The 21,721-nt window shown below is 38.4% G+C and carries 18 protein-coding genes; 4 read left to right on the plus strand and 14 right to left on the minus strand.

What is annotated here, in order from left to right:
- Positions 1-2 precede the first annotated feature (2 nt).
- From AC27IF_RS04860 to AC27IF_RS04905, 10 genes are all read right to left on the minus strand, one after another.
- Positions 3-998, minus strand: a complete 996-nt coding sequence (locus AC27IF_RS04860; RefSeq protein WP_487052609.1) for a RodZ domain-containing protein — start codon at positions 996-998, stop codon at positions 3-5.
- Entirely contained in the window at positions 991-2,880 is a 1,890-nt protein-coding gene (pilW, locus tag AC27IF_RS04865) for a type IV pilus biogenesis/stability protein PilW (protein ID WP_487052610.1), read from the minus strand. Before pilW ends, AC27IF_RS04860 begins: the two co-directional genes overlap by 8 nt.
- 64 nt (positions 2,881-2,944) lie before the next feature.
- The gene (gene rlmN, locus AC27IF_RS04870; protein WP_487052611.1) at positions 2,945-4,141 is read right to left on the minus strand and encodes a dual-specificity RNA methyltransferase RlmN; all 1,197 of its coding nucleotides are present in this window, start codon (positions 4,139-4,141) and stop codon (positions 2,945-2,947) included.
- 294 nt (positions 4,142-4,435) lie between these two features.
- Positions 4,436-4,867, minus strand: a complete 432-nt coding sequence (gene ndk / locus AC27IF_RS04875; RefSeq protein WP_487052612.1) for a nucleoside-diphosphate kinase — start codon at positions 4,865-4,867, stop codon at positions 4,436-4,438.
- A gap of 172 nt (positions 4,868-5,039) precedes the next feature.
- A complete protein-coding gene (locus tag AC27IF_RS04880) occupies positions 5,040-5,282 on the minus strand; it encodes a hypothetical protein (protein ID WP_487052613.1) in 243 nt (80 codons plus the stop codon).
- A 24-nt stretch (positions 5,283-5,306) separates the two neighbouring features.
- On the minus strand, positions 5,307-6,995 hold the full coding sequence (locus AC27IF_RS04885) for an NAD-dependent malic enzyme (RefSeq protein WP_487052614.1): 1,689 nt from the start codon (positions 6,993-6,995) through the stop codon (positions 5,307-5,309).
- 138 nt (positions 6,996-7,133) lie between these two features.
- Positions 7,134-7,346, minus strand: a complete 213-nt coding sequence (gene iscX, locus AC27IF_RS04890; protein WP_487052615.1) for a Fe-S cluster assembly protein IscX — start codon at positions 7,344-7,346, stop codon at positions 7,134-7,136.
- 180 nt (positions 7,347-7,526) lie between these two features.
- Positions 7,527-9,074, minus strand: coding sequence for an aminotransferase class V-fold PLP-dependent enzyme (locus tag AC27IF_RS04895; RefSeq protein ID WP_487052616.1), 1,548 nt, complete (start codon positions 9,072-9,074; stop codon positions 7,527-7,529).
- A 90-nt stretch (positions 9,075-9,164) separates the two neighbouring features.
- Positions 9,165-9,632, minus strand: coding sequence for an Lrp/AsnC family transcriptional regulator (locus tag AC27IF_RS04900; protein WP_487052617.1), 468 nt, complete (start codon positions 9,630-9,632; stop codon positions 9,165-9,167).
- A 489-nt stretch (positions 9,633-10,121) separates the two neighbouring features.
- On the minus strand, positions 10,122-12,329 hold the full coding sequence (locus AC27IF_RS04905; RefSeq protein WP_487052618.1) for a M3 family metallopeptidase: 2,208 nt from the start codon (positions 12,327-12,329) through the stop codon (positions 10,122-10,124).
- A 274-nt stretch (positions 12,330-12,603) separates the two neighbouring features.
- On the opposite strand from AC27IF_RS04905, the gene AC27IF_RS04910 reads away from it, so the two are divergent.
- Complete coding sequence (locus tag AC27IF_RS04910; RefSeq protein ID WP_487052619.1) at positions 12,604-13,809, plus strand: NnrS family protein; 1,206 nt, start codon at positions 12,604-12,606, stop codon at positions 13,807-13,809.
- A gap of 5 nt (positions 13,810-13,814) precedes the next feature.
- Complete coding sequence (locus AC27IF_RS04915; protein WP_487052620.1) at positions 13,815-14,765, plus strand: D-2-hydroxyacid dehydrogenase; 951 nt, start codon at positions 13,815-13,817, stop codon at positions 14,763-14,765.
- Positions 14,766-14,793: 28 nt separating this feature from the next.
- Here AC27IF_RS04915 and AC27IF_RS04920 read toward each other — a convergent pair whose 3' ends face one another.
- Complete coding sequence (locus tag AC27IF_RS04920) at positions 14,794-16,173, minus strand: NAD(P)/FAD-dependent oxidoreductase (RefSeq protein WP_487052621.1); 1,380 nt, start codon at positions 16,171-16,173, stop codon at positions 14,794-14,796.
- Positions 16,174-16,254: 81 nt separating this feature from the next.
- On the opposite strand from AC27IF_RS04920, the gene AC27IF_RS04925 reads away from it, so the two are divergent.
- Positions 16,255-18,693 carry an Ig-like domain-containing protein gene (locus tag AC27IF_RS04925; protein WP_487052622.1) on the plus strand — a complete coding sequence of 813 codons (2,439 nt, stop codon included), beginning with the start codon at positions 16,255-16,257 and terminating at the stop codon, positions 18,691-18,693.
- 4 nt (positions 18,694-18,697) lie between these two features.
- Positions 18,698-19,273, plus strand: coding sequence for a GNAT family N-acetyltransferase (locus AC27IF_RS04930; RefSeq protein WP_487052623.1), 576 nt, complete (start codon positions 18,698-18,700; stop codon positions 19,271-19,273).
- 25 nt (positions 19,274-19,298) lie between these two features.
- Here the strand turns inward: AC27IF_RS04930 and AC27IF_RS04935 are convergent, their stop codons facing one another.
- The 3 genes from AC27IF_RS04935 to thrC are packed head-to-tail and all read right to left on the minus strand — an operon-like array spanning position 19,299 to position 21,687.
- On the minus strand, positions 19,299-19,706 hold the full coding sequence (locus tag AC27IF_RS04935) for a phospholipase A2 family protein (protein WP_487052624.1): 408 nt from the start codon (positions 19,704-19,706) through the stop codon (positions 19,299-19,301).
- Positions 19,706-20,371 carry a uracil-DNA glycosylase gene (ung, locus tag AC27IF_RS04940; RefSeq protein WP_487052625.1) on the minus strand — a complete coding sequence of 222 codons (666 nt, stop codon included), beginning with the start codon at positions 20,369-20,371 and terminating at the stop codon, positions 19,706-19,708. The genes AC27IF_RS04935 and ung overlap by 1 nt, the downstream gene beginning before the upstream one ends.
- 11 nt (positions 20,372-20,382) lie before the next feature.
- Positions 20,383-21,687, minus strand: a complete 1,305-nt coding sequence (gene thrC / locus AC27IF_RS04945; protein WP_487052626.1) for a threonine synthase — start codon at positions 21,685-21,687, stop codon at positions 20,383-20,385.
- Positions 21,688-21,721 lie beyond the last annotated feature (34 nt).

Raw genomic sequence — 21,721 nt, forward strand, 5'->3', positions numbered from 1 at the left:
AACTATAAGGTTAATGGTAAGGTAAATTTGGCAATATTACCTACATTGAATACCGACATATCTATAGGGTTATCATTAAACATGATGGTTGCCAACTCTGGCTTACCTAATGTTACTTTCAACGGCGGTTTACCTGAAACAGTCATCACATAACCCGATTTTTTTACACCCCAAGCAATACGCTCACCTGTCGCATCATATATATTTACCCAACAATCACCAGAAAAAGTAAAGACCGCAGTACTAACAGCATCCACTTGTAATTTTTCATCATCTTTTTGTTCTACTGGTAAAGTGTTGAGTTCAACTGACTGAGCAGAATCAACTACTAATTCATTAGTGTTTTCTGGTATCTCTATTACGTCTGCTGATTGTGGTAATGCTGTTGTTGCCTCATCAATCACACTTTCGGTGTCAGCCTCAAGAGCTAGTGTAGTATCTGCAGTTTGTTTTAATACGTTATCTACTTGAGTGACCAAATCATTTTCAGTCGCTGGCTGCTCTGTATCAGTAGCCGGTAAAGATGTTAAAGGAGCAGTTTCTTCAGCAGTGTTTTTTTCAGGCGCTTGTAGCCACCATAACACCATCAAACCAAAGAGAATGGCAACAATAAAATAGCTCACCCACATTAAACGGCTGTGCTCAGCTTGCTTCTCAGTTAAATTGGAAAAGCTTTGCATCTCACTACGCTGCACTTCAGCAATGCCAAGCATATCGTAAGCACTCAATACTTCTTCAACATCAATATTAACGAGCTTTGCATAACTACGTAAATAACCGCGATTGAAAGTAGCGGGTAATTTTTGATCAAAAATATCTTGCTCTATGTTATCAACCAAGCATTTTTTGAAATTTAATTTATCAGCAATATCTTCAAGGCTTAATGATAATTTTTGACGTGCTTCACTAAGCATTTGTCCTGGGCCAACCACAATTATATCTTCACTCAGCTCTTCTTCTGGCTTGCTTTTCTGAGTTGTTGGTACATCTTTATTCATTAACTTGGGTCACCGCTGTTGGGTTTTCGACAAACAAAGTATCATTAATACGAATTTTCTTTTTAGTAGATAGGTTATTCCAACTACGTATTGCTTTGATTTTAACATTATACTTGATAGAAATACCGTATAGAGTATCGCCTTTAGCAACAGTATGTGTTGCTGGCTTCTTAGTAACTTTTTCAGGTGACTTACCACTAACTGACGAGTGACTTCCTGACGCTTGTGCGTTTGCTAACTCTTCTTTAGCACTATTTTCTACAATTGGCTCAGGCTTTTTAGCAACATGAAAAATTTCTCTATCTTCAGCAGGAATTAATTCTTGCGCAGTGCTTTCTGCAATAATCGTTTCTTGCAAAACTTCATTCTCAGCACTGCTAGTATTCACCATATCTTCTAACTTAACCTCTACAGCTTCTTCGCTAACAACTTGTGAGTCAACTAACTCAAGATTATCGGCAGTGGTATTCACAACTGGCTCTACGGACTGAACTTCTGTGCCGATAGCTGCATCCGCTTCTAATAACTCAGCATTTCCAGCTGCTGTATCCACAACTGGCTCTACGGACTGAGCTTTTGTATCAATCGAATTATCTGTTGTTAATAACTCAGTATTTTCAGCCGAGGTATTCGTAGCTAGCCCGACTGTCTTAGCTTCGTTATTTAAGCCAGCATCTGCTGCGGTTAACACCATCACAGGTTTCTCGCTACCGTCAGCGATTAATGCTTTTTGGGTATTATCAACAAGGTTTGTCTTTGATTCGACGGTTGTTGATACGGTTTTACCATGTGTATCGGTTACTGGTGCCATTGAGAGTGCGTCATTAATTGATTGCGTACTGGCAATAGAAATTGAAGGTTTTGGTGTCAAGGCTATGGCAGGTGCAGCAACTAATACAGGCGTGGCAACAGATTTCTGTACTGTGCCTTTTTGAGTAGCTAACGGAGCCTGAGAAGATTTTTGAGCATTAACTACAGTATTATTAGGGGCTGTTTTTTTAGGTGATAATTTAACAATACGCTTCTTCGGTTTGTTATCTTGCTCTTTAGCTTGTGTTAACAAATACCTTTTCGCTAGATTGTCAGCATCAATTAATTCAAGTTCATTGAGTAAATATTGCTGAGCTTCCCAAGACTGCGGATACATTTTTACTAACATAGTCCCGTAGTTTTTTGCGGTACGTTTTTGCCCCAATTTAGAATACACTTTAAATGCCAGTGCTAATGATTGTGGCGTAAAACGTCGGGTAACTTTTTCAAAACGCTGTTCAAAGTGTTTGGCTTGTTGGTATTCACCCATTGCATATTGTAGGCGCACCATTTGATATAAAATCGATGCATTACTTGGGCTGTGCATTATCGCTTTATTAAGATACTGTTCAGCTTTATCAAAATTATCTTTTTGTAAAAAACATGATGCTAAATTTTCATAGCTTTTAGATACCAATAAATAAGTAGGTACTGCTATGGCTTTTAGAAACTGCTCTTCCGCGGCATCTATTTGATCTTGACGACATAAATAGACACCATAATTATTTAACGTATCCGCATCATCACTTTTTATTGATAAGGCATGTTCATAGGATTCAATCGTTAATTTATGCTCACCAACTGTTTCGTAATAATGTGCGAAAGCAGTATAAACTTGCACCATATTAGGGGAAAAGTTTTTAGCTTTTTCTAAGTTTTGCTTAGCTTGGGGCATATTCCCCATTTTTAAGTAACCCAAACCTAAAGATATACGCGTGGCCGCCATATCATTACGATTAGATTGATTTTCAACAACCGGTGTTTCACCATTTTCAAAGTTTTGTGTTACACAAGCCGAAAGAGCAAAAGATACAGCTAATGCCAATACAGTGCTAAATTGATTCTTAACCAAAAAGCTATCCCCTAAATTGCATAAGTATTTATGCTAGTTGCCTTTTATAGGCAGGTATTTCATCTCAGACTATTTTTACTGAAATTTCATCAGCTTTCACCTGTTTTTTTCCACTATTTGCAGATGATTGATTTTCTGACAATATTTGGGTGCGCTTAGTTCTATCTAAAACATCCCCTGCCAGTTGCCCACAAGCGGCATCAATATCTTCACCGCGGGTTCTTCGGGTGATAACCGTTAGACCATAACTTTGTAATACTTTATCAAAACGATCGATACGCGAATTACTCGGGCGTTTGTAGGGTGAGCCGGGATATGGATTAAAAGGGATCAGATTAATTTTGCTCGGTAAGTCTTTTAATGCATGAGCTAACGCGTGCGCTTGCTCTGTTGAGTCATTGACATGATCAAGCATGACATACTCGATAGTCGCCTGCTTATTCGCTTTAGAGCCGTCAATATAACGCCCGGCTGCCGCTAAAAACTCTTCTAATGGGTATTTTTTATTAATTGGTACTAACTCGTCACGCAATACATTATCAGGTGCATGAATAGAAATAGCTAAGGCGCAATCAATTTTTTCTTTGAGCATATCAAGCGCGGGGACTACCCCTGAAGTACTCACGGTAACACGGCGCTTAGACAAGCCATAGCCTAAATCATTAAGCATGGTATCAAGAGAAGGAATAAGGTTTTTCATATTCAATAACGGCTCACCCATTCCCATCATAACTATATTCGTAATGGGACGTTTGCCGGTAATGCGAGTAGCGCCAATGTCATTGGCAACACGCCATACTTGCCCAATAATTTCAGACATGGATAGGTTGCGATTAAAACCTTGTTGAGCCGTTGAGCAGAAAGTACATTCTAAAGCACAACCCACTTGTGATGACACGCATAACGTTGCGCGATCATTTTCAGGGATCCAAACAGTTTCAACTTCTTGACCGCCTTCTAGTACTAAAGCATATTTTATTGTGCCATCACTAGAGACCTGTTTTTGTGAAATTTCAGGTGCCTTAATTTCACAATTACGTTGTAGTTTCTCTCTTAACTTCTTATTTATATTGGTCATTTTCTCGAAGTCAGAATAACCAAAATGGTAAATCCATTTCATTATTTGATCAGCACGAAAAGGCTTTTCACCAATTTCAGCAAAGTATTCGCGCAGGCCTTGATGATCAAAATTTAATAAATTAATTTTGGCCTTTTCTTTGGCGACTTCTTTAACGACATCTTTGGCAACGGGTGCGCTCATACAACTAACTCTCAAACAACGGGGAAAAATATAAATGCTAATTAAACGTATAAATTTAATCAGTACAAGGTCGCGAATTGTACGCTTTTTGAGCGAGTTTCGCAATTTTACTGTTAAGATAGAAACACAAAAGGATTTTACCTTATTAGATAAAATCCTTTCAAATTTACTTCAATTAATATTGAATTAACAAGACACTAATTTGTTCAATATTGAGAAGCTAGTACGGAGCGTAGTTTACTACGTATGCACTTGCGACAAAATATCTCTCAAAGTAGCAATTGTTAAGGAATATTAACGAGTACGTGGACAGATTTCGTCATCAGAGAAGAAATAAGCAATTTCACGTGCTGCTGATTCTAATGCGTCTGAGCCGTGAGCTGCATTTTCATCAATTGAGTTAGCAAGATCAGCACGGATTGTACCGGCTAATGCTTCAGCTGGGTTAGTAGCACCCATGATTTCACGGTTTTTAAGAACAGCGTTTTCGCCTTCTAATACTTGAACCATTACAGGACCAGAAGTCATGAATTCAACTAATGCACCGAAGAAAGGTCTTTCGCTGTGTTCTGCATAGAAACCTTCAGCTTTTTCTTTACTAAGGTGAACCATTTTTGAAGCAACGATCTTAAGACCAGCAGTTTCAAAACGGTTGTAGATTTGACCAATAACATTTTTTGCTACTGCATCAGGTTTTACAATTGAAAAAGTACGTTCGATAGCCATGATAAGCCCTCATTTAATAAACTAAAAAATTGAATAATTTTGGTATTTATAGCTTAAATTTTTATAAGCTATAAATTTTGGCGCGATTATAGACGAATATAAGCCAAAAGACTAATATTATCCGAGGTAAGGGATACCTTGTAGGAACAATGTTTATACTCAGTTGAAATTATTACTTTTCTTTTTTCAGTTTAATGATTAGATCGATATGTGGGATCAGTGCCTCAATTTCTTGAAGGTGTTCCCTTAACGATTGCCATTGATCTAACTCTAATTTTCCCGAATCTAAAATCGCTTGCTTTAACTCTTCGACTAAGGAGTTTTCATCATCAGGCTCAATAAATTCATTGATGCGCAATAGGCTATCAATGTCATCTTGGCTGATGATATCAGTTAATTCATTTACTTTAGGCATTATTACTCTCCTATAGGATTCGCTTTACGTACTAATCCTTCGATATTGACGGTACTCAGCTTGCCAGTAGTTTCGTTCAATTTTTGCTTTTAACGCGTCATCTGGTAATGCCAATGCTAACTTTTCATCATATGCCACTTTTGCAATAGCAAAGGCAATATCCTTACTCAGTTGAGCGATCCCCGTTAAAGGTGGCAACAATTCTCCAGTTCCCGTATTCGCTAAAGGTGAAGCTGCGGCAAGCGTTTCACTAGCAACTTGCAACATCTTATCTGTAATACGATTAATATTTGCAGCAATAACACCAAGACCAATGCCTGGAAATATATAACTATTGTTACATTGCGCAATAGGGAATATCTTTCCTTGATATTCAACTGGCTCAAATGGGCTACCAGTGGCCATAATCCCTTGTCCGTCTGTCCAGTTTATTACTTGGCTTGGCGTTGCTTCTACCTGCCTAGATGGGTTACTTAACGGAAATATTATCGGCATTGTGCAATGCTGCTTCATGGCTTTAATAACTTCTTCGCTAAATAAGCCCGCTTGCCCTGAAACACCAATTAAAATGTCAGGCTTCGCACCGTGCATTACTTCTAAAAGTGATGCATATTCACCTTCAATACTCCAATCATTCACTGCAGTTTGGCTTTGCACCAGTTTTTCTTGAAAATCTCTTAAGTCAGCCATACCTTGGGTTAGTAAACCATAGCGGTCAATCATAAATATTTGACTGCGTGCTTGCTCTGGAGATATTCCTTCACTGCTCATTTGGGTAATAATTTGCTCGGCAATTCCACATCCTGCTGAGCCAGCGCCGACAAACGCAACTTTCAATTGAGATAATTTAACGTTTCGACTTCTACACGCTGCGAGCAATGTACCTACAGTGACTGATGCCGTACCTTGAATATCATCATTAAAACAACAAATTTTATCCCGATAGCGCTGTAAAAGCGGCATGGCATTAGGTTGGGCAAAATCTTCAAACTGCAACATAACATGCGGCCAGCGACGCTTTATAGCAGTAATAAATAAATCTAAAAATTCATCGTATTCGGCTTGTCCTATACGTTTATGTCTTGCCCCCATGTACATAGGATCATCGAGCAATTTTTGATTATTGGTACCAACATCTAACATCACAGGTAAGGTGTAAGCTGGGCTAATCCCACCACAAGCAGTGTATAAAGATAGCTTACCAATAGGGATGCCCATACCACCAATTCCTTGATCACCAAGGCCTAGAATACGTTCACCATCTGTCACGACAATAACTTTGACTTTATTTTTAGTGGCGTTTCGTAGGATGTCATCTATTTGATATCTATCTGCATAGGAAATAAATAAACCACGAGAGCTACGATATATATCTGAAAATTGCTCACAAGCATCACCTACGGTAGGCGTGTAAATAATCGGCATCATTTCAGCTAAATGACTTTGTACCAACTTAAAGAAAAGCGTTTCATTATTGTCATGAATAGCACGTAAGTAGATATGTTTATTGATATTATTATGAAAACAACTAAATTGGCGATATGCTCTTGCGACCTGTTCATCGATGGTTTCAAACCTTGGCGGTAATAACCCCGTTAAGTTGAAGTTAATACGCTCTTGCTCATCAAAAGCACTGCCTTTATTAAGTAAAGGAGTTTCAAGTAAAGAAGGTCCAGCGTAGGAAATATATAAAGGGCGCTTGCTTTTAGTCATTAGTATATGCTGCTTATATGCTCTGTTATTAACATTATGAATAATGAAAATACATCGAATTAATAGATGCTTAGAGTATAGATGATATTTTCAGCCCAGCAAAGGCAATCTGAGAGACTATTACGAAAGATAGTGTAATTAATCCACCTCACTTATCCAAGCAAGTTGTATTGCTTCAAGAACTCGCTCTCCGCAATGATTAGGATCATCATCAAAACGCTCTAAGTTTAATACCCATTGTCGAAGTTCGGTAAAGTGTAAGGTTAGTGGGTCAACTTCAGGATGCTCCTCAATCAAATCTAGCGCTATTTCTAATGAATCAACCCATCTCAATCCTGTTGTTCCTGTCATACACCCTCCTCTTTATCGGAATAAAAGCTGAAACCACAAATAATCTACTACTAACATTAGTACAAGCCATAACAATAACAACCTTGCCCTTTTACAAAATGGACAATCGGTTTGCCACCATTGCTTTAATTGAGTAAATATTGTCGTTTTCATCATTGTCCAATTTTTAAGTGGATTTAATTAGCGAAAAATCTTTTGTAATAGCGACTTATTTTCCCCGTCTTTAGGTAAAGTTGCAATGTTGCTGATGACGTCCAAAGGATTGAAACCGTCTATTCCAACATAATTGACCTGTTTTTCTTCTGGTGAGCAATGTCTTTCAAAATCTCCTGTTGCTGGATTAAATCGATATTCCTTTGCCCATTCACTCACTTGTTGAGTTAAGGTATTGATTGACTCCACAACAAACTTTGCTTCGGCGTCAGTCGTTGTCGGATGAAAGGAAGCACGAATCCAACCAGGCTTTTCACAATAATCTCCTTCATCAATTTGTTGGGTGATTTGTTGGGAAGTATCGTGATCAACATTCAATAAAATATGGCCATATGTACCTGCGCATGAACAGCCACCGCGTGTTTGAATACCAAACTTATCATTTAATAAACGAACTACTAAATTGTAATGTACCTTGGTAATGTAAAATGAAATGATGGCTAAGCGATTAGTAACACTAGGCTCAAGCATTTTAACTCTTTCATTTTTGCCTAACTCGGCCATCACATAATCAGTCAATTCTTGCTCACGTTTGGCAATATTTTCTGTACCCATAGCCTCTTTCAGTTTTATCGCTAATGCAGTACGAATACATTGTAAAAATCCGGGTGTTCCACCATCTTCACGTACTTCGATATTATTGAAAAAGCTATGCTCTCCCCAAGGATTAGTCCATGTTACAGTGCCACCACCGGGGTGATCAGGCACTTTATTTTTATATAAAGTTTTATTAAAAATCAATACTCCTGAGCTACCTGGGCCACCAAGAAATTTATGAGGAGAAAAGAAAATAGCATCTAACGTTTGGGCTTTATTTACCGGATGCATATCAATGTCTACGTATGGCGCTGAGCAAGCAAAATCAACAAAACACAAGCCCCCATGTTCGTGCATTACTTCAGCTAACTGATGATATGGTGTTTTAATGCCAGTCACATTAGAGCAAGCGGTGAACGAGCCAATTTTAACCTTACGCTCTTTATATTTATCTAACAGTTTCGTTAAGTTGTCTAAGCAAGGTTGACCATTACTATCACTCGCTACTATCTCTAAGGTGACATCACATTCATACCAAGTAGTTTGATTAGAATGGTGCTCCATATGGGTGATAAAAACTACCGGTTTTTCTTCATCACTAAAGCTCACTTGCTCAGCCATACGCTCAGGAATTCGTAACCCTAAGATGCGTTGGAATTTGTTAACTACATCTGTCATTCCTGCGCCGGAAGTGATCAGAATATCATTTTCACAAGCATTAACATGGTGCTTAATCATTTTTTGAGCATCATGATAAGCGCGAGTCATGGTAGTGCCAGTTAAGTTAGTTTCGGTATGAGTATTAGCGACAAAAGGACCTAAGGTATGGCTTAAATATTCTTCTATGGGCTGATATAAACGGCCACTAGCAGTCCAGTCAGCATAAATTATGGCTTGTTGCTTGCCATTAATTTCATGCTCAAGATTATGGCCAATTATATGCTGGCGAAATTTGGAAAAGTGCTGTTCTAAAGACATGGTAAGCTCCTCTTTTCGACTAATGTATTAACAAATAAGTATAGTCAGTAATTAATCAGAAAGAGGATGTTCAACTAGTATATACGCCCTTTATTTTGGCATAATTAACGGTAATTCAGTTGAACGTTTAATCTCTTCCATCGCAAAACTAGAGGTGACATCGGTCAAGCTTGTTGCCTGAATAAAGCGTTGATAGAAAGCATCATAACTAGCTATATCTTTAACAACAACGCGCAGTAAATAATCATATTCACCACTCATCCTATAGAAGTCGACTACTTCTGGAAATGCAGAAACTGTTGTCGAAAATTGTGCTAACCAGTCGCTGTCATGTTTACTGGTTTTAACCTGTACAAACACCGACACACTTAAATCCAGTAAGTGTGCATCTAATAAGGCAACTTTCTTTTTAATAATGCCACTTTTCTCTAGTTTTTGAAGACGACGCCAACAAGGGGTTTTGGTTAACCCAACTCGCTTTGCTAACTCGTCGACGGAAATACTAACATCTCGCTGTAAAATAGCAATAAGTCGCAGATCTATGTCATTTAGGTGCATTTTAGCCTCAAAAAAATCTAAAAATTGAAATAAAATACTAATTCGTAACTTTAAATGCAAGTTACAAGAAAAATTATCTTCAAAGTAATAGCGATACAGGAATATTTTTTCTCAAAATAAAACGAAATATTTGAAAAAATAATCAATAATACCAATCCATCTAAAGAAGTGACCACTTAGAACGTCATGGGCGATATGAGAACAAACAAAATATGTTTAGATATAGTTGTTCTACATCATACAAATTTTGTGCCTTTATCATGATGCCCATTCGTTCCCGAAGGGCGATTTTTAAAGGCTTATATGCTGCGTTATTGATTTTAACAATAGAATAACTATTATTTACACTCAATGCCTTGCCTCTAAACCTTTAAATTCTCGCTAAGCGTTCACTTTCTTAGATGGAATGGTATAAACAATATAAAACCCGCCTAAGCGGGTTTAAATTGTATTCATTTATCTTTATACATGGGTGATAGCAAATATTAGTTATTCAGTAACAGGAAAACCTCTGTCACGCATTAAGGCTTTAACGTCAGCGTCACGTCCTCTAAAAGAGCGATAAGCTTCACTAGGATCAACTGCATTACGGACACTAAATAGGTGTTCAACTAATTTAGCTGCAACTCCTGCATCATAAAAACCATCAGGCGCTTGTGCAAAAGCTTCTGCTGCATCAGCAGTTAATACCTCTGCCCACATGTAACCATAATAACTTGAAGAGTAACCTTCACCACTAAAAACATGGCCAAATTGTGTTGAACGATGACGCATTACAATTTGCTTCGGCATATTAAGTGCCGCTAAGGTATCACGTTCAAATTGTTGTGCATCTATACCGGCAGGATCGACAGTATGAAACTTCATATCCACGAGTGCAGAGGCTAAGTACTCAGTAGTTTTAAAGCCTTGATTAAAGGTCGCTGCCTGCTTAATTTTAGCAATTAACTCTGCAGGCATTGGCTTGCCTGTTTGGTAATGTACTAAATAATTATTAATAACTTCATCCGTTGATAACCAGTGTTCTAATAATTGTGATTGAAATTCAGTGTAATCACGTACGCCGCCATTTAAGGTTGGGTACGTTACTTTAGAAGATAAAAAATGCAACGCATGACCAAATTCATGAAAGTAGGTTTCAGCATCAGACCATGAAATTAAGGTCGGTTGACCATCTACACCTTTACTGAAATTTGAGTTGTTAGAAGAAAGCACATTTTTCTGGCCATCAAAGGTAGTATAACTACGATATGTTGTTGCCCATGCACCAGATCGCTTACCTTTACGTGCGAATGGGTCTAAATACCATAAGCCGATATGTTCACCCGAGGTTTTATCTTTTACTTCCCATACTCGTACGTCGGCATTAAATACCGGTACTGAGCCATCGGTAATTTCAGTAAACTGATAGTTAAATAAACGTCCTGCGACATAAAACATTGCTTCACGAAGTTTATTTAACTGTAAATATTGTTTAACCTCATCGGAGTCTAGGTTGTATTTATCTTTACGTACCTTTTCAGCGTAAAAGCGATAGTCCCATGGTTCAATACTTTCAATACCATCTTGTGCTTTGCCAATAGCTAACATATCGCTAACTTCTTCATCAACTCGCGCTATTGCTGCAGGCCATACGCCTTCCATTAATTTAATGGCATTTTCAGGAGATTTTGCCATGCGATCTTCTAAGCGCCATGAAGCATAGTTTTTATAACCTAATAAACCAACACGTTCATGACGTAATTGTAATATCTCAGCAATAATGGCGTTATTATCGAACTCATCGCCGTTATTTCCGCGATTATAATAGCTATTCCAAACTTGTTTTCTAAGTTCGCGTTCTGTTGAATACGTTAAGAAAGGGTCCATTGAAGAGCGTGTATTAGTAATTGCAAACTTACCTGCTTCATCACGCTCTTTGGCTGCTGCAGCGGCAACATCAATAATTGATTGTGGTAAGCCACCTAACTGCTCTTCATTAAGATATAACACATAGCTTTCTTCGTCTGCCAAGACATTATTACCAAACTTAGTGTGCAGCTCTGCTAACCTTTGGTTGATAGCAGCATATCGCTTCTTGTCTTCGCCAGCTAACGTTGCGCCATTACGGGCAAAACTGTTATAGGTTAAGTACACAAGACGTTGCTGTTCAGAAGTCAATGTTTTCACAACATCGCTATTATTCACTGCCTGTACCCGAGAAAACAACTTGGCATTTTGATTTATCTTAGAGAAAAATGCCGATAGTTTTGGCGCCATTTCTTCTTGAATTTTACGAAATTCTGGTGTCGATTCATTTGATCGCCAGATGCCATAATATGTAAAGACACGATCTAAGTCTTTACCGGTTTTCTCCATGGCAACGATAGTATTTTCAAAAGTAGGCTCGGCGGTATTATTAGCAATTGCATCAATTTCACTAAGATTTGTCGCCATCGCTTCTTCCATTGCAGGAATTAAACCGATAAGAGAGACTTTATCAAAAGCAGGAACACCTTGATAAGGACCTTGCCATTTAGCTAATAATATAGCTTTTGCTTGTTCGACTTCACTATCACTAGTTACTTCACTTACTTGTGACTGCTCAGGTTTTGCTGCAGTATTATCAACAACTTGATTTTCAGTCGTATTACTCTTTTCAGAACAAGCGGCTAATAAGCTTGATAATAACAATGTTGATATTAATTTTTTATTCATTCGTTATCTCTAATCTCACAACGCCAGTGGATTTAACTGACGAAATATAAATAAATACAACAGCTTGCTTGTTTATTAAATGTACAAGAGCCATTGGGTTGAAATTACACTACCAAGTAACTGCTGACAAAGATATAGGCAAAATCGACGTTCATCTTAAATTGTACACTGTTTGACTTATTTGCCATTCTATTGATCTATTCCAAGCTATTCTGCTACCACTTTATTACAATAAGCGCGTTAAAAATATTCAGGTACGTTACAAGGTACAAGCATGTTGCAAATTACTGATTTACAAAAAGAGCAAAAAATAACGCCATTACTACGTTTAGGCTTTCGTCCATTTTTTCTAAGCGGGGCTATTTTTAGTATAGTCTCGATCATATTGTGGATCTTAATGTATAAAGGCACCATGAATGTTGCACCTTTGGGAGGCGGTTATTGGTGGCATATTCACGAGATGATTTTTGGTTTTGGTGGTGCGATTATTGCGGGTTTTTTATTAACTGCCGTTCAGAACTGGACTGGCGTTAGAGGCGCTCAAGGTAGCACTTTACTTGTACTGTTTCTGCTTTGGTTAGTAGGACGAGTATTAACCTTCGTTCCTAGCCTATCAGGCGAAACACTGGCTAGTATTGTTGATTTAAGTTTTTTGCCTGCCGTGGCTTTTGTGTTAGCCAAACCTATTGTCGCCATTAAGCAATATCGCAACTTATTCTTCGTCCCCTTATTGTTATTATTCACTTTAGCTAACTTAGAGATGCACCTTGCCTTGCATTACCCGCAAACCTTTACTATCACTTATGCAAGTTATGCTGGGGTGATGTTAGTGACTTTTCTGATGTCTGTGATGGCAGGGCGTGTAACGCCAATGTTTACCGCAAACGGCACAAAAACAGCGAAAGCTGAGCCTCTTCCTTGGTTAGATAAAGCTACCAATGGTAGTTTAGCCATTGCGATGTTCTCACTGCTGTTACAACCTATTGTAGGTTTTTCTGCGACCTTCTTCGGCTTATTGTTAATTATTGCTGGAGCTTTTCAAACCATGCGCTGGTTAAGGTGGCGTCCTTGGATCACCTTAAGCACCCCTTTGCTATGGTCAATTCATGTATCAATTAAGTTTATTGCTTTTGGTTTAATTATTTTAGGCGCTAGCTATTTAATCACTGAAATACCTAGCAATCATATTTGGCACCTACTCACCGTTGGTGGTATGGGTGGACTAATTTTAGCAATGATTTCAAGAGTGTCTTTAGGACATACTGGTAGACCATTAACTCCACCTAAAGCCATGACCTATGCTTATGTATTGATCACCTTAGCAGCATTAGTTCGTGCCATAGGTCCTTGGTTACTGCCTGAAAAAACCTTACTTTTTATTGATATTAGTGGTACTTTTTGGTTACTCGCCTTTGGCATTTTCGTCGTAACCTATGCCCCTATGTTAATGACCGCTAGAAAAGATGGTCGACCTGGATAAACACTATGCATGCAGTATTTTTAGACAGTCAAACTTTTAGTGAAAATATCAATTTTGACGCCATTGAGAAACAAGTTAGCTCGTTAACTTGTTTCTCAACCTCTACAACCGAACAAACAGTTCAGCGATGTCAAAATGCGGATATAGTAATCACCAATAAAGTATTACTACCTGCACAAGTGCTAGCAAAGTTCCCCAAGTTAAAACTTATTTGTATAGCCGCTACAGGATATAACAATGTGGATATTGACGCTGCCAAAGAGCTCAATATTGCGGTGACAAATGTCAGTGGCTATGCGGGTAATTCAGTCGCTCAATATGTATTAGCTCAAATACTTGAATATTATCAGCAAACTACACATCACAATTCCAATACTCAACACGGCCATTGGCAGCAAAGTGAAACTTTTTGTTATCACGGCAATTCAATAACAGAGCTTAGCGGTAAAACTCTAGGAATTATTGGTTATGGCAGTTTAGGACAAGCAGTCGCTAAACTTGCACAGGCTTTTGGTATGAATATATTAATTAGCGAAAGGAAAGGCGTCAGTGAAAATAGAGAAGGTAGAGTTCACTTTGAACAAGTAATAGCACAAGCCGATATTATTAGCTTACATTGCCCTCAAACAACTGAAACCGAGAATTTAATTAATACTGGCACACTGGCTAAGATGAAACCTAATACGATGTTGATTAATACCGCTCGTGGCGTATTAGTTAACAGTGTTGATTTACTCACTGCATTAGATAATCAAACTATTGCTTATGCCGTACTCGATGTAGTTGAACAAGAGCCCCCTCCTAGCGATCACCCTTTATTGAAAGTTCAACGTAATAATTTAAAAATAACCGCGCATATTGCATGGGCAAGTAGCGAGGCACAGCAAAGATTAATCAATTTACTTGCTGAAAATATCGCGGCATTTAATCAAGGCAAACAATTAAATCGTTTATAAAGTTGTGATAACACATTACAAATGACATTTAAAAATAGGTATCTTTAATCTTACCGTAATGAAAATATCCCCACTGACCAACGCGTCGTAATGGCGCAAATGGAAACTTAGGGAGGTCGTTGTTATACAAGGGCAAGTTAGGTACTGCTTTTCCCGCTATTTTTTGGGCTAAACGCTTACCTGCTTGTACAGAAAAGGAAACACCACTGCCACAATACCCCATCGCATAAAAGACCTTATTATCATTACTTTGATAGACATGAGGCAAATCATCAAGCGCCATGCAAATCCAACCTGACCATGCATAATCGTAACTGAGATCCTGTAAAGCAGGGAAACTAGTTTTCAATACTGACAGTAACCGCTGTGCGTAATAAGGATCATCAGCATTTTTTCCGGTAATGGCTCCTCTTCCACCAAATAAAAGCCGATTATCAGGAAGTTTGCGGTAATAGTATTTTAACGCTCGCGTATCCATAACAACATTACTCGTAAGAAAATTACACGCTGCCAACTGCTCTTGAGATAACGGCTGAGTCACGATAATTTGTGACAGTACAGGTAAGGTTTTATTAGTAACTAACGGATGAAAACCTTTAGGTGTATAGCCATTAGTAGCAATAACAACTTTTTTGGCGCGAATAGTTCCATTGGGCGTAGAGAGCTGGACACTGTTTTGTTTTTTGTCATCAACAAAATTCACTGGTGTACTAGTATGTACTTTAACACCATCTGCTCGCGCTAACCTTTGATAACCCCAAGCGAGTTTCAGTGGATTTAAACCAAAACCATCTTGATAACGAATAGCGCCAAAGGCGTTTTCATCGGCCATATAATGTTGATGTAATGTTTGTTTAGATAAAACTTGCACGTCATAGCCAAACATCGATTGTTGTAACTTTGCTTGTTCTTGCAATGATTTGAACATGCTAGGTTTATGGGCAACTTTTATGTAGCCGGCACTTTGCTGATCACAATCAATACCTTCGCTAATTAAACTATTTACAGTATCGACACCGGCACACATTTCAGCATAGATACCACGCATCACTTCCTCACCCCATTGTTTTTGCATAGCGGCATAGGACTTTCGACCAGAGGACTTAAGAATGAAGCCTGCATTTCTACCGCTACACCCCCAAGCCGTTTTATTCGCTTCAAAAACATGCGCTTTAATGCCACGTTCTCGAGCTAAATGTAAGGCGCATGAAAGTCCGGTATAGCCAGCGCCAATAATCGCGACATCAACGTCAATATCCTGCTCAAGTGCCCCATCATCTTCGGGAATGCTACTGCCCTGAACAATTGACGTATCAGCCCAGTAACTATTTGGATATTGAGTACCACAACCCGGTGATTTATCAATTAGTGGGTCATACATTTTAATCACTTTATTTAAAGCTTTCATAGACTTTTATTTTGTATCGCCTTATTCTTAACAAAAGAATTTTTATCTTAATTTATATTACTTTATCTAGGGAACTAAAGCATGAAAAAGCTTTATTTTGTATTTGCTTCACTTATTACATTATTACTTTTTGGCTGTAATGGCCACAGCGAAGATAGCACTGAAAACTCCAATCAAACGGTTGCCAAAGTAGAGTTTGCTATTTTAGATAGCGAAGGAAATGCTAAGCAAAGTTTTTCAAGTAATGAAATCATTACCTTGCAAGCTGTGGTAACTGATGAAAACGATGCTTCAATTTCAAACAAAATCGTCAACTTTTCTGCATCAATTGGCTCACTATCAATAGTATCAAAGCTTACAGATAGTCAGGGTATTGCAAGTGTATCCATTACTAATGACTCGCTTTCATTAGGAGCAGGCAGTGCAAATGCAAGTGCCGATGAGATCAATTCTGATACGATAGATTATGAATTTGTTGACTCAAATATAACAGAGTCTCCTGGCAATCTAACCACAGTTATGACATTAAATGATATTGTCGTTAATCAATTTAAATCCAGCCAAGAAGTACAAGTTACCAGTACTTTAACTGATGGTGATGGACAAGGAATTGCTAACAAAATTATTACCTTCTCTGCCGATGTAGGCACACTTAGCGCAACCACGGCCTTAACCAATACCCAAGGTATTGCTAATGTTATACTTACAGGTGAAGATGATATTATTGGCGCTGGCGTGTTGACCAGTAGTTATTCAATAGATGAAAGCATCACCACAAGTAGTACCTTAAATTACCAAATATTATCTGCTGATGCCATAATAGACAGTGATATTCGCCTAGGTTATTTTGATGATAACGATGTTTTTATTGAAGGGGAAATTGAATTATCAATAGAAGATAACACCATCAGCGCTGGTGGTACATTAGGACTCAGTGTTGACTTAGTCGATGAGAGTGGAAACTTAATCGTAACGCCTATTCCGGTAATTTTCACCTCTAATTGTGTTCAAAATGGTACAGCAAGTATAGATGAGACAGTATTAAGTATTAATGGCACTGCAAGCTCAACATATGCAGATATAAGCTGTGCTGGTTCAACAGGTACAGATGATCTATTAATCGCTAGCGTTTCAATCAATAACATCACCAATACCGCCAATGAAACAATTAGTATTCAAGGAGAAGAATTAGGTTCAATTGAGTTTATTTCAGCAGATCCCTCTGCTATCGTTTTAAAAGGGACTGGTGGTCAAAATAAACAAGAAACATCAACGTTAACCTTTCGAGCCAAAAGCCAACTAGGTAATACTTTAGCTCAACAAGAAGTAAATTTTTCCCTAAGTACCGCTGTTGGTGGCATCAGCTTAAGTAGACTATCAGGTATCACTAATAGCCAAGGATTAGTTACCACACAAGTATCCTCAGGCACAGTTCCAACAGCTGTGCGCGTAACAGCATCTGCAAGCATGGACTTTAATGGTGAGGTGATTAACGTACAAAGTCAGTCAGACTTATTAACCGTTAATACCGGCTTGCCAGAGCAACGTTCAATGACGATTTCTCCCAGTAATTTAAGCCCAGAAGCTAATAATATTAATGGTACGGAATCTATTATAACTGTTAGGTTATCGGATAATTTTCATAATCCGACCCCAGATGGCACAACTGTCAACTTTACCACTGAAGGTGGCACTATAGAGCCAAGCTGCTCAACTACTAATGGTAGTTGTTCTGTTGTTTGGACCAGTAGCGAGCCTAGAGTTGCAGATCACCGTATCACCATTCTCGCTACGGCATTAGGCCATGAAACTTTCTTTGATACTAATGGTAATAATATTTTCGATGATGCCGATGGAGAGCCCATTCTTGATATCGGTACTGGTGATAATCCAAATGTTGATTCAGGTTTTGGAAGGTACTCTGCTCAGCCAGATGGTTTTATCGATATGTCGGAAGCATGGCGTGATGACAACGAAAACAGCATTTATGACGCCGGTGAGACATTTATTGATTTTGATGGGAATAGTACTTTCAGTGCTGCTGATAGTTTATTTAATGGCCCACAATGCCAAGGGGAAAATTGCGCCGAAGAAGCAATGCGGAATATACATGTAAGAAAAGCCGCTCGATTAGTCATGGCAAGCTCTAGTGCTGAATACCGATTAACCAACGAAGACGGCTCTATTATATATAACGATTCATTAACTGACGAAAGCACCGACCTAAATGATGTAGCCAATGGCGGCAGAGAGGAGTTTTATTTTTATTTTGCTGATACCGGGACGCCAAATCAAACCATGCCTGCAGGTACCACAGTTGCTATTGAAATCTCCGCAGGTGAATTACAAGGAGTTACATCTTTTACAGTAAGTAATAATAACCTTGCTGGCTTTACCGAAATGAATTTTTTTGTGGTGCAAGAAGCAGGAAATACCTCTGAAATTGCTTTCCTGACCATCAATATCACTTCTCCAAGTGGTGTGGTGACTTCATTAATACGTGAAATAAGACTACTATAAATACATGACAACCGTCACTTACGAAAAGCTCACTCCTAAGTACTTCAAGCAAGTAATAAATCTTGGCAATGAAGTACATGGTGACGGTTATTTAACATCAGAAAAGATTGCTGATTGGGTCAACCGAGGTATCAGCAATAGCATCAATTGCGGTTATGTCGCGCTATTAAAGCAAGATTCAAACATACAATTAGTGGGTTTTCGTATCACATATTCTCCTGAACACTGGCAGGCTGATCAATGGTGTAGCCCTAACCTATGGCGTGTCGGGCAAGATAAATGTTGTTACTTTAAATGTAATACCGTTGATGAAAATTATCGTGGTTTAGGAGTAGGAAAAACATTATTAAATCTATCTATTGCGGCCGCGAAGAAGCAAGGTGCCCAAGCAGGTATTGCGCACTTATGGAAACAAAGCCCAAATAACAGTGCTGTTGCCTATTTCACTCACTGTGGCGGAGAGTTAGTCAAGTCTCACCCAGATAAATGGAATGAAGAAAGTAAGCAAGGTTATAACTGTATTTTATGTGGACATGATTGCCATTGTGAAGCGGCAGAAATGATTATTTATTTCAAATAATTAAGCTAACATATTACGAAACAGGTTACTTAACATCAGCAGCAAGCTTAGTAACTTGCAATTGCTCTTGTTCGGTTAATGCACCATACGCTCTAGGATAACTCCAACCATATCCCCAACGAAAACTGCTGGGAAAATAGGGCGAACCACCCACTCTAACACCTGCATACATTAATGCTGCTATTTTGGGTTGGCCAACTTTGACTACACACACCTCTAATCGCTTGTCCGATTCAAGCCGCTGTTGATAGGTTCCACCTTGCCAATAATCAAAGTCATGCCTTTGACAACAATGTAACCATAGCGTCTTTTGCTTAGAAGTTCCGTCAGGAAAACTACTACAACCGTCAGTTGTAAAAGGCTTAAGAGTATCTGCTGATGCTTCTGTAGTCAGGCTAATCAATATAACGATTAAGACTAGAATTCTCAGCATTACAATAACCAGTTTACCGCTTGCTGATCATGAGCTAGCAACCAATCATTTGCTTTAGAGAAGTGCTGGCAACCGAAAAAGCCACGATAGGCTGATAATGGCGAGGGATGTGGACCATTTAATACTAAATGTTTATTACTGTTTATGTTCCGCCCTTTTTTCTGAGCATGAGCCCCCCACAACATAAACACACAACCGTTATTACTATCATTTATTTGCTCGATAATATTATCGGTAAACGTCTCCCAGCCTAATTTAGCGTGAGAATGAGCTTGGGCTTGTTTTACTGTTAACACAGTATTGAGAAGCAATACTCCCTGCTGGGCCCAAGAAGTTAAATTACCATGTGCTGGGATATTAAAACCATCAATATCCGAAGCCAATTCTTTGTAAATATTAACTAACGATGGCGGGGTTTTGATTCCTTGTTGCACAGAAAAAGCTAAGCCATGAGCCTGATTTTCACCGTGATAAGGATCTTGCCCTAAAATAACCACTTTAATATCAGTGAGATCACTATATTCAAAAGCATGAAAAACCTCTTTATCACTTGGATAAATAGGCGTTTCTTGTGCTCTTTGCTGAGCTAATTCAGTTTGTAGCTGGCAAAAGTAATTTTTTGACTTTTCTTGCTCGATTATCTTTTGCCAGTGTTTTTTAATCAAAATATTAACGACTATTTCAAGAGGTATGCACGTAAATCAGCAAAGTCACTACTCATATCTTCAGATAGAATAGGCTCGCCTGCGCAATCAGCTAATTCTTTAGGTAAGCCGATAGGTTGACCTAAAATACTTTCAACAACTTCTTTAAATTTAGCAGGGTGCGCCGTACCTAAAAATACGCCAAGCTCATCTTCTTTAGCGCTATATTGTAAAGCTTTATAAGCTACCGCAGCATGTGGCTCACTGATATAACCTAGTTTACTTAATTGTATTACCGTTGATTGCGTTTGCTCTTCATCGATAGACACAGAGGTAACACAACCAGCTTCAACAATACCTGATTTAAGCATGTGTTCAACACGAGGCCAATTATTAGGGTTACTAACATCCATTGCATTTGAAATAGTGGCAACGGTTTCATTTGGCGACCATTCACCTGTTTCCAAATAACGCGGAACCGTATCATTAGCATTTGTTGCCGCAATGAAACGGTTTACCGGTAAGCCCATCGCTTTTGCAAATAGACCTGCCGTTAAGTTACCAAAATTTCCTGATGGAATAGAGAAAACGATCTCACCTAGGTCAGTTTTAGCGCGAGATAGCTGAGCTACCGCTTCAAAGTAGTAACATATTTGAGCTAATAAACGGCTTATGTTAATTGAATTGGCAGAATTTAACCCTATTGTGGTTGCCAATTCATTATCATCAAATGATTTTTTTACCAAAGCTTGGCAATCATCAAAATCACCATCAACACATAAGGTTTCAATATTGTCGCCTAAGGTTGTAAACATCTTCTCTTGTAAAAGAGAAATCTTGCCTTTAGGGTACATAATCACAACGCGGATATTATCGATACCATGAAACGCATGAGCTACGGCAGCACCCGTATCACCTGAAGTCGCAGTTAAAATGGTTAATGGTTTCTCTTGACCAGTTGCCTTCGCATCTTTGGCAACAAAGGCTTGTAAACATTTTGCCATAAAGCGTGCGCCAAAATCTTTAAAAGCTAAAGTTGGTCCATGGAATAATTCCAAAATAGCACGGTCGTTACTAATAGGTTGTAATACGGCGGGAAAATTAAAAGCATCTGTAACGATTTCAGTTAATTCTTGCTCGTTTAAATCGTCTTCAACAAAAGGAGTTAAAATCTTTACGCTTCGCTCCACTAACGGTAAAGCTAATAACTCTTCAATATTGCCAAATTTCGGCATAGTTTTTGGGAAGAACAAGCCCTGGTTTTTACCTAAACCTTGCTTAACCGCTTCAGCAAAACTGACTTGCTGATCATTTTCTTTTAAATTATAAAATTTCACTGTCTGTTCCTGATTAAATTTTTTTATCATAGCT

This window comes from Colwellia sp. KS18-150 (assembly GCF_057551365.1).

Bases quoted from the DNA above. Each gene is read 5' to 3' on its own strand.
- AC27IF_RS04860 (WP_487052609.1), bottom strand. From the start codon at position 998: ATGAATAAAGATGTACCAACAACTCAGAAAAGCAAGCCAGAAGAAGAG.
- rlmN (WP_487052611.1), bottom strand. From the start codon at position 4,141: ATGAGCGCACCCGTTGCCAAAGATGTCGTTAAAGAAGTCGCCAAAGAA.
- ndk (WP_487052612.1), bottom strand. From the start codon at position 4,867: ATGGCTATCGAACGTACTTTTTCAATTGTAAAACCTGATGCAGTAGCA.
- AC27IF_RS04880 (WP_487052613.1), bottom strand. From the start codon at position 5,282: ATGCCTAAAGTAAATGAATTAACTGATATCATCAGCCAAGATGACATT.
- AC27IF_RS04885 (WP_487052614.1), bottom strand. From the start codon at position 6,995: ATGACTAAAAGCAAGCGCCCTTTATATATTTCCTACGCTGGACCTTCT.
- iscX (WP_487052615.1), bottom strand. From the start codon at position 7,346: ATGACAGGAACAACAGGATTGAGATGGGTTGATTCATTAGAAATAGCG.
- AC27IF_RS04895 (WP_487052616.1), bottom strand. From the start codon at position 9,074: ATGTCTTTAGAACAGCACTTTTCCAAATTTCGCCAGCATATAATTGGC.
- AC27IF_RS04900 (WP_487052617.1), bottom strand. From the start codon at position 9,632: ATGCACCTAAATGACATAGATCTGCGACTTATTGCTATTTTACAGCGA.
- AC27IF_RS04905 (WP_487052618.1), bottom strand. From the start codon at position 12,329: ATGAATAAAAAATTAATATCAACATTGTTATTATCAAGCTTATTAGCC.
- AC27IF_RS04910 (WP_487052619.1), top strand. From the start codon at position 12,604: ATGTTGCAAATTACTGATTTACAAAAAGAGCAAAAAATAACGCCATTA.
- AC27IF_RS04915 (WP_487052620.1), top strand. From the start codon at position 13,815: ATGCATGCAGTATTTTTAGACAGTCAAACTTTTAGTGAAAATATCAAT.
- AC27IF_RS04920 (WP_487052621.1), bottom strand. From the start codon at position 16,173: ATGAAAGCTTTAAATAAAGTGATTAAAATGTATGACCCACTAATTGAT.
- AC27IF_RS04925 (WP_487052622.1), top strand. From the start codon at position 16,255: ATGAAAAAGCTTTATTTTGTATTTGCTTCACTTATTACATTATTACTT.
- AC27IF_RS04930 (WP_487052623.1), top strand. From the start codon at position 18,698: ATGACAACCGTCACTTACGAAAAGCTCACTCCTAAGTACTTCAAGCAA.
- AC27IF_RS04935 (WP_487052624.1), bottom strand. From the start codon at position 19,706: ATGCTGAGAATTCTAGTCTTAATCGTTATATTGATTAGCCTGACTACA.